Origin of the sequence: Methylobacterium sp. WL120, from assembly GCF_008039465.1 — a bacterium.
Lineage (GTDB): Bacteria > Pseudomonadota > Alphaproteobacteria > Rhizobiales > Beijerinckiaceae > Methylobacterium > Methylobacterium cerastii.
Window position 1 is genome coordinate 24,586 of record NZ_VRUT01000036.1, and the last position, 8,552, is coordinate 33,137.

Below are 8,552 nucleotides of genomic sequence, written 5' to 3' on the forward strand. Positions count from 1 at the left end.
TTAGGCTCCCTTGAGGGCTTCGCGCCGGGCGAGCACCGCCGGCCCGGTCTCGGCGAGGTCCCAGTACAGGCCCGCCATCAGCATCAGGGCCTCGCGCGAAGGCGGCCCGAGCAGGTGCTCGTCGGGGCCGTGCTGGAGGCAGGCCGGGTAGGAATGCGGCACCCACAGGGTCGGCAGGCCGAGGATCTCCGAGAAGGCGTCGTTGGGCAGCGAGCCGCCGAGGTTCGGCAGCAGGGCCGGACGCTTGCCCGTGCTCTCGGCGATCGAAGCCAGTACCCAGTCGACCCACGGGTCCTCGACGGGGAGCCGGGTGGCGCGGAACACCTCCGTGCGGGCGGCGCGGACCTCGACCATGGGGTAGCCGTGGGCGTCGAGGTGGGCGCGCAGGGCCGGCAGGATGCCCTCCCAGTCGGTGCCGACGACGAAGCGCAACTGCAGCGTCGCCTTGGCGGTGGGCGGCACGGCGTTGAGCGGCCCGTCCGGGTCGCCGGTCTTGAAGGCCAGCACCTCGAGGGTGTTCCAGCCGAACACGCGCTCGGCCGCGGACAGCCCCGGCTCGCCCCAATCGGCGTCGATCGCCGGCGCGGTCGGGTCGGTGCCCACCGCGATGTCGGCGAGCGCCGCGCGGACGTTGTCGGGGATCGCGGGCGGGCGCAGGGCGTCGAGGAGGATCTTGCCGCGCCCGTCAACGAGGGTGGCGATGGCGTTGGCCAGCACCGTGCCGGGGTTGCGCAGCAGCCCGCCCCAGTTGCCGGAATGGTGGCTGCCCTCGCGCAGGTCCAGCAGCATCTCGAAGGTGTAGCCGCCGCGCGAGCCGAGGAAGACCGTCGGCCGCTCGGCGCTGACGCGGGGACCGTCCGAGGCGATGAGCACGTCGGCCTTGAGCGCTTCGGCCTCGGCGCGGCAAAGGTCGCGCAGTCCCGGCGAGCCGGATTCCTCGCCCATCTCGATCAGCAGCTTGGTGTTGAAGCCGAGCCGCCCCTCGCGCGCCGCCATCACCGCCGCCAGCGCGCCGAGGTTGAGGATATGCTGGCCCTTGTTGTCGGCGGTGCCGCGGCCGTACCAGCGCTCGCCCTCGATGGTGATCGTCCAGGGGGCGAGGCCTTCGCGCCACTGCTCGGGGTAGCCGCGCACGGTGTCGCCGTGTCCGTAGATCAGCACGGTGGGCAGCGCGTCGCCCTCGTGGCGCTCGGCGATCAGGAACGGGCCGTGGACGCCGTCCGGGTTGTCGAGGATGCGGCTGGTGAAGCCGAGCGGCGCGATCCGCGGCACCAGGAAGTCGGCGAGATAGGCCTTCAGCTTCGGCAGCTGCCCCGAGGTCTGGCTCTCGGTCTGGCGGGCGACGGCGTCCTGCAGCACGCTGAGGAAGCCGCCCTCGTCGTAGTGGCGCGCGGCGCGCGCGATCGCGTTGTGTCGGGACATGGGCTCACTCGATCTCGGTGCAGTGGGGTTTTCTGCGGGGCAGGGGCGGCTCAGCGCCGCCCCTCGGGGGCGGTGACGTCGCGGATGCCGTCGCCGAGCAGGTTGATCGCCAGGACGAGGACCAGGAGCGCGACGCCCGGAATGGTGATGACCCAGGGCTGGAAGAACATGTACGGCTTGCCCTCGGCGATCATCAGGCCCCAGGACGGCAGCGGCGGCTGCACGCCGAGGCCCAGGAAAGACAGGGCGGCCTCGAGCAGGATGGCGTGCGCCATCTCCAGGGTCGCCACCACGATGAGCGCATTGAGGATGTTCGGCAGCACCTCCTGAAACAGGATGCGGGCCGGGGAGAAGCCCGTGGCGCGGGCCGCGGCGATGAAGTCCTGGTCGCGGATCTGCCGGGTCGCCGCGCGGGTGACCACGGCGAAGCGGTCCCAGAGCAGGAAGCCGAGCACCAGCACCACCACCTTCAGCGAGCCGCCGACGAGGGAGGCCATGGCGAGCGCCACCAGCACCACCGGCATCGCCAGCCGCGTGGTGACGACGTAGCTCACCACCGCGTCGACCCGGCCGCCGAAATAGCCGGCACAGATGCCGAGCGTCGTGCCGATCACGCCCGAGATGGCCGCCGCTGCGATCCCGATCAGCAGGGAAATCTGGCTGCCGTAGATCAGGCGGCTGAGGTAGTCGCGCCCAAGCTTGTCGGTGCCGAGCACGTGGTCCCACGTGCCCTTCGCCTGCCAGATCGGCGGGATCAGGCGCCGGGAGACGTCCTGGGCGTAGGGATCGTGGGGCGCGATCAGCGGGGCGGCGAGCGCGCAGAGCAGGATGGTCCCGAGGATGCCGGCACCGATCACGAAGCCGCCGTGGCGGAGCCCGCGCCGGAGCGCCAGGGCGGTGGGCGAGCGGGCGGCGGGGAGCGCCGCCGGCCTGTCGGACGAGAGGGCCGTCGGCGTCTCGGGCAAGCCGGCCGCGATGGGGGAGGCGGATGGCTGGAGGGTCATTGGCGCAGCCGGGGATCGAGGAAGGCGTTGAGGAGGTCGGCGGCCAGCGTCAGGGCGATGTAGATCATCGCCAGGACCAGCACGATCGCCTGCACCACCGGGAAGTCGTTGCGGGCGATGGATTCCCAGGCGAGCTGGCCAAGCCCCTGGAGCGAGAACACCGCCTCGATCACGATCGAGCCGCCGAGCATGAAGCCGAACTGCACGGCGGCCAGCGCGATCACCGGGATGACGGCGTTGCGAAGCGCATGCCGGATCAGAATCTTGCGCGGTGGCAGGCCCTTGGCGCGGGCGGTGCGGACGTAGTCCGAGGCCAGGACCTCCAGCATGCCGTTGCGGGTCAGCCGCATCACCGCCGGCATGGCGTAGTAGCCGAGCGCGATCGCCGGCAGAACGAAGTGCTTCCAGGTCGTGTTGCCGGAGACCGGCAGCCAGCGCAGGTTCACCGAGAAGATCATGATCAGGGTCAGGCCGAACCAGAAGCTCGGCATGGCCTGGCCCAGCACTGAGACCGAGAGGGCGGCCCGGTCGATCCAGGTGTCGCGCCGGACCGCGGCCAGCACCCCAAGAGGGATGGCCACGAAGAGCGCCACGGCCAGCGCCACCACGCCGAGGAACAGGGTGATCGGCAGGCGGGCGGCGAGCAGGTCGATCACGCTCTCGCGGAAGTAGAACGAGTTGCCGAAATCGAGCCGGATCGCTTTGGCCCCCCAGGCGAAGAACTGCGCGAGAAGGGGCTGGTTGAGCCCGTACTGGACCCGGATAGCCTCCACCTGCACGGAGGTCGCCTCCGGCCCCGCGATGGCAGTGGCGAGGTCGCCCGACAGGTGCAGGAGCATGAAGCTCGCCACCGACACCGTCACGGCGACCGCCAGCGCCACCAGACTTCGTTGGATCATGAATCGCAGCATGGCCCGGCTCCCTAGTTCGGTCGGCGGTCGGTCGGCTTCAGGCGCCGGCCGTCACTTCCACTGCGCCGCGTAGAAGCGCGGCAGCTCGTCGGGCTGCGCCGTGAAGGTCAGGTCCGACGTGAAGGCGTAGTTCGTCGAGTACGAGAACAGCGGCAGGGAGTAGGCCTGGCCGGCGATGCGCTTGAGCGCTTCGGCGTACTTGACCTTCCGCACGGCCGGGTCGGTCGCCCCGTCCCCGGCCTGGAGGGCCGCGATAGTCTCGGGGTCCTTGGTCAGGTCCTCGTCGCCGCCGCGGAAGTAGACGCCCGTGAAGGCCGAGACGTCGAGTACGGAGAACGACCCCCAGGTCTGGAACGCGATCGAGACCTTGCCGCCCCGGATGAGGTCGCGGAGCGCCGCGTAGCGCAGGTAGTTCAGCCGGGCGGTGATGCCGACGGCGCGCAGGTAGCCGATCACGGCCTCGGCGTAGTCGCGCTCGCGGTAAGCGCCGAGGTCGATCTCGAAGCCGTTCGGGTAGCCCGCCTCCTTGAGAAGCGCCTTGGCCTTGACCGGATCGTAACTGTAACGCGGCACGCCCTCGTCGGTGCAGCCGAACTGGTCGATGAAGCAGGCCGCGTTCATCACCCGGCTCCCGCCACGCACGAGGTTGTCCACCATGGCCTTGCGGTCGATGGCGTACGAGATCGCCTGCCGGACGCGGGGATCCTTCAGAGGCGAGTTCTCCTTGGCTCGGCCGAGGGTGTCGAACTGCAGGAACCCGACCCGCATGGTCTCGGCGCTGAGAACGGAGACGTTGGGGGCGCCCTTCAGCTGGTCGGCCTGATCGCTCGGCACGCGCCAGATCCAGTCGATTCCGCCGGTAACGAGCTCGGCCATGCGGCTATCGGCGTCGGGGATAACGCGGAACTCGAGCTTGCCGATCTTGGCCGCGCCGATCGGGCTGCCAGGCCAATACTTGGCGAAGCGCTCCATCTTCACGCCGCGGCCGTTCTCGACCGCGGTGATGCGGTAGGGGCCGGTGCCGACGGGCGCCTTGGCGAAGCCGTCGAGGCCGACCTTCTTGAAGTAGGCCGCCGGGAAGATCGGTGTCGGGCCGGCGAGGTATTCGAGCGCGGCCGGGAAGGGGGCCTTCAAATGGATGCGGACGGTGTGGGCGTCGACGACCTCCGTCGACTTCATCCAGTCGACGTTCTGCTTCGTCACCGTGCGGGCTTCCGGCGTCAGCACGTAGTTGAAGGTGAAGGCCACGTCTTCCGGGCCGAAGGCGTCGCCGTTGTGGAAGGTCACGCCCTCGCGCAGGGTCAGCTCGAGGGTGACGGGATCGACCCATTTCCAGGCGGTGGCCAGCATCGGCTGGTAGGTGCCGGTCTTCGGGTCGCGGTAGATCAGGGTGTCCCAGACGTTGCGGGCCAGGATGACGCCCTCGCGGGCGCTGTTGTGATACGGGCTGACGTTTTCCGGCTCGGTGTCGGAGGCGTAGACCAGGGTGTCGTTCGCCTTGCCGGCGAGCGCCGGGACGCTGGCGGCCAACATCAGCAGGGTGAGCGCGGCGCGTGCCGTGGAGCGGTGTGTCGTCATGATCCTGCTCGCCATGATGTCGGTCCTTCTCACCCGTCCGCACGGCCAGCATCGTACCGCCCGCATCGACCTGCCGCTTTTTTCGTCGTGCCATGGTGTTGTGCAATTGGCATCGCAACAAGTAGAATTTCGTGATTGCTGCCGTGCCGTTTCGGCAATCGACAGGTTTCCATGAACGTTTCGGGCCTTCGCTACGTCTTGGCCGTCGCCAGAACCGGGTCGATCGCCGCGGCCTCCACGCACTTGAACATCGCAGCCTCGGCGATCAGCCGGCAGATCTCCAATCTCGAGAGCGAACTCGACTGCGTCCTCTTCGAGCGTCGCCCGCGCGGCATGGTGCTCAGCCCGGCCGGGGAGCTGCTGGCGGAACACGCGCGCCAGACCCTGCTGCGGGCCGAGCAGGTCGCAGCCGACATCCAGGAATTGCAGGGCCTGGCGCGCGGCTTCATCCGGGTCGCCACCTCGGAGGGTTTCGCCCTCGACCTGCTGCCGAACGCGATCGCGGGGTTCCACGCCGCCCATCCGGGCATCCGCTTCGAGGTGCAGATGCTGCCCCCCGCCCAGGTCACGCACGTGGTGGCGGCGGGCGACGCCGACATCGGCATCACCTTCGCGCTCGCGCCCTCGAGCCTGGTCGCGGTCGCCTACGACAACGCCGTCGAGATGGTGGCGCTCAGTGCCCCCGATCACCCCCTGGCGCGCCGACCCGCGATCCGGCTCGCGGACCTGAAGCCCTACCCGATCGCGGTGCCGACCCTCGACACCACGGCTCGCCGGGTCTTCGACGCGGCCTGCCTCGCCGAGGGCATCACCATCGAGCCGACGCTCACGGCCAACATCCTCTCCGCCCTGCTGCCCTTCGTTCGGCGGACGAAGGGGTTGGCGCTGATGTCGGCCCTCACGGTGCAGACGCCGGTGCGCCTCGGCGAGCTCGTCTGCATCCCGGTGCACGCGCGGATGAGCCTGATGCGCGGCATCCAGGTCCAAGTGATGCGCGACCGCAAGCTGCCGCACGCTGTCCAAGCCTTCTTGCGGCAGCTGGTGGCGGCGCTGCCGCCGACGGAGTCCGGCGGCTTCTGACGCGGCTCAGCCGTTTCGGAAGGTGTAGCTGTAGCCGTTGAGCGCGGGCGCTCCGCCGAGATGGGCGTAGAGCACCTTCGAGCCCTTCGGGAAGAAGCCCTTCTGCACGAGGTCGATCATGCCCTGCATCGACTTCCCCTCGTAGACGGGGTCGGTGATCATGCCCTCGAGCCGGGCCGAGAGGCGGATCGCCTCGACCGTCTCCTTCGAGGGCACGCCATAGACCGGGTAGGCGTAGTCCTCGTTGAGCACGATGTCGTCTTCGGTGATCGCCCGCGCGCCGACGAGCTCGGCGGTGTTCCTGGCGATCTCCAGGACCTGCGCCTTGGTCTGGGCCGGGGTGCAGGAGGCGTCGATGCCGATCACGTTGCGGGCGCGCCCGTCGGCGGAGAAGCCCACCACCATGCCGGCATGGGTCGAGCCGGTGACGGTGCAGACCACGATGTAGTCGAAGTGCAGGCCCATCTCGGCCTCCTGGGCGCGGACCTCCTCGGCGAAGCCGACGTAGCCGAGCCCGCCGAACTTGTGCACCGAGGCGCCGGCGGGGATCGCGTAGGGCTTGCCGCCCTTGGCCTTCACGTCCTCCAGGGCCTTCGTCCAGCTCTCGCGGATGCCGATGTCGAAGCCGTCGTCGACGAGCTGCGTCTCCGCGCCCATGATGCGGGACAGCATGATGTTGCCGACCCGGTCGTAGACCGCGTCCTCGTGCGGGACCCAGGCCTCCTGGATCAGCCGGCACTTCATGCCGATCTTGGCGGCGACCGCCGCGACCATGCGGGTGTGGTTCGACTGCACGCCGCCGATCGAGACCAGGGTGTCGGCCCCGCTGGCGATGGCGTCGGGCACGATGTACTCGAGCTTGCGCAGCTTGTTGCCGCCGTAGGCGAGGCCCGAATTGCAATCCTCGCGCTTGGCGTAGATCAGCACGTCGCCGCCGAGATGGGCCGTCAGCCGCGGCAGGTGCTCGATCGGGCTCGGGCCGAAGGTCAGGGGATAGCGCTCGAACTTCGACAGCATCTTCGCGGGTCCTTCGTGGGTCAGCCCGGAAAAGCTAGCAAAGTCGGGGCGGAAGGTGCTCTCGAAATGCGCCTTCGTTCTCGCTGCGATGAGACGCCTAGTGTTCCTGGCCGCGGGATCCTTGCGTCATCGCCCCCTGGAACGGAAGGATCGTTCATGGACGCTGGGTGCGGGCGACCAAGCTGGGAGATTCGCCGCCGGCTTCAGGCAGGCGGCCGCATGTGCGATGCCGTCCGGGCCCGGTGGACGAGCACGGCCGCACGGCCGCCGACCCGTCCCCGGCCGGCCGGCTCGGCGCGACGGCCCGGTCCGCCCGAGCCGATTCCCGTTACAGGAGACCGTCCGCATGAGCGCCGCCGGCACGCCCCCGCTCGATCTCCCCGACGCCGTGCGGGACGGCAGGCCCACGGTCTGGCGCAACCCGCGCCTGGGCCGCGCCGCCGAGATCCTGCCGGGCCTGGCCTTCGGCCTCGCCGAGGTCGAGGCGGCCGAGGCGCGCTGGCGCCGCTTCGATCCGCTCCTCGCCCGGCTGTTTCCCGAACTCGCGACCGGCCGGATCGATTCGGCCCTCCTGCCGCTCTCCGCCGACCTGGCCGCCCTGGTGTCGGGACGCCCGGGGGCCGCGGCCTGGGTGAAGGCCGACCACGATCTGCCGATCACCGGCTGCATCAAGGCGCGGGGCGGCGTCTACGAGGTGCTGGTCGAGGCCGAGCGGCTCGGCCTCGCCGCGGGCTGGCTCTCGGGCGCGTCCTCCTATGCCCGCCTCGCCGACCCGGATGTCCGGGCGGCCTTCGGCGTCCACACGATCGCGGTGGGAAGCACCGGCAACCTCGGGTTCAGCGTCGGGGTGATCGGCCGCGCCCTCGGCTTCCAGGTCGAGGTGCACATGTCCCACGACGCCAAGGCGTGGAAGAAGCGCCGCCTGCGCGACCTCGGCGCCCGGGTGGTGGAGCATGCGGGCGATTACGGCAGCGCCGTCGCCGCCGCGCGGATCGCCTTCGAGGGCCGCGCCGACGCGCACTTCGTCGATGACGAGAGCTCGGTGGACCTGTTCCTCGGCTACGCGGCGGCGGCCTTCGACCTGCGGCGCCAGCTCGACGCGGCGGGCGTGAGCGTGGACGCGGCCCATCCCTTGTGCGTCTACCTCCCCTGCGGCGTCGGCGGCGCCCCGGGCGGCGTCACCCTCGGCCTGAAACTGCTCTACGGAGACGCCGTGCGCTGCGTCTTCGTCGAGCCCGTCGCCGCGCCCTGCATGCTCGTGCAGCTCGCCGCAGGCCCGGCGCGGTCGGTGAGCGTCTACGAGGTCGGGCTCGACAACCGGACCGCGGCGGACGGCCTGGCCGTGGCCACGGCCTCGATGCTGGTGGCCGGCACCGTCGGGGGCCTCGTCGAGGCCGTGGTGACGGTGGGCGACGCCGACCTGTTCACCTGGCTGCGCGATCTCTGGGACCGGGCGGGCTTGCGCCTCGAGCCGTCCCCGCGCGCCGGGGCGAAGGCGATGCCGCCGAAAACGAGAATTGTTTAACGTGTGAGAAAGCGG

The 8,552-nt window shown here is 70.3% G+C and carries 8 protein-coding genes; 3 read left to right on the plus strand and 5 right to left on the minus strand.

The window, feature by feature from the left end; all coding sequences use genetic code 11:
- From FV229_RS09520 to FV229_RS09535, 4 genes are read right to left on the minus strand one after another with little or no spacing between them, the layout of a single operon-like run.
- Entirely contained in the window at window positions 1-1,422 is a 1,422-nt protein-coding gene (locus tag FV229_RS09520) for a M20 family metallopeptidase (RefSeq protein ID WP_147751721.1), read from the minus strand.
- 50 nt (window positions 1,423-1,472) lie between these two features.
- On the minus strand, window positions 1,473-2,426 hold the full coding sequence (locus FV229_RS09525) for an ABC transporter permease (protein WP_147751722.1): 954 nt from the start codon (window positions 2,424-2,426) through the stop codon (window positions 1,473-1,475).
- Window positions 2,423-3,337, minus strand: coding sequence for an ABC transporter permease (locus FV229_RS09530; protein WP_147751723.1), 915 nt, complete (start codon window positions 3,335-3,337; stop codon window positions 2,423-2,425). Before FV229_RS09530 ends, FV229_RS09525 begins: the two co-directional genes overlap by 4 nt.
- 51 nt (window positions 3,338-3,388) lie before the next feature.
- Window positions 3,389-4,915 (minus strand): ABC transporter substrate-binding protein, encoded by a 1,527-nt coding sequence (locus FV229_RS09535; protein WP_246688124.1) that lies wholly within the window; start codon window positions 4,913-4,915, stop codon window positions 3,389-3,391.
- Between FV229_RS09535 and FV229_RS27335 the strand changes: the two genes are divergently transcribed.
- Both FV229_RS27335 and FV229_RS09540 read left to right on the plus strand, forming a co-directional pair.
- Entirely contained in the window at window positions 4,914-5,090 is a 177-nt protein-coding gene (locus tag FV229_RS27335) for a hypothetical protein (protein ID WP_187273641.1), read from the plus strand. The two genes, FV229_RS09535 and FV229_RS27335, sit on opposite strands and share 2 nt — an antisense overlap.
- Complete coding sequence (locus FV229_RS09540) at window positions 5,087-5,995, plus strand: LysR family transcriptional regulator (protein ID WP_147751725.1); 909 nt, start codon at window positions 5,087-5,089, stop codon at window positions 5,993-5,995. The genes FV229_RS27335 and FV229_RS09540 overlap by 4 nt, the downstream gene beginning before the upstream one ends.
- A gap of 6 nt (window positions 5,996-6,001) precedes the next feature.
- On the opposite strand, the gene FV229_RS09545 is transcribed toward FV229_RS09540, so the two are convergent.
- Entirely contained in the window at window positions 6,002-7,012 is a 1,011-nt protein-coding gene (locus tag FV229_RS09545) for a 1-aminocyclopropane-1-carboxylate deaminase (RefSeq protein ID WP_147751726.1), read from the minus strand.
- 346 nt (window positions 7,013-7,358) lie between these two features.
- On the opposite strand from FV229_RS09545, the gene FV229_RS09550 reads away from it, so the two are divergent.
- Window positions 7,359-8,537 (plus strand): D-serine ammonia-lyase, encoded by a 1,179-nt coding sequence (locus FV229_RS09550; RefSeq protein ID WP_147751727.1) that lies wholly within the window; start codon window positions 7,359-7,361, stop codon window positions 8,535-8,537.
- Window positions 8,538-8,552: the final 15 nt, after the last annotated feature.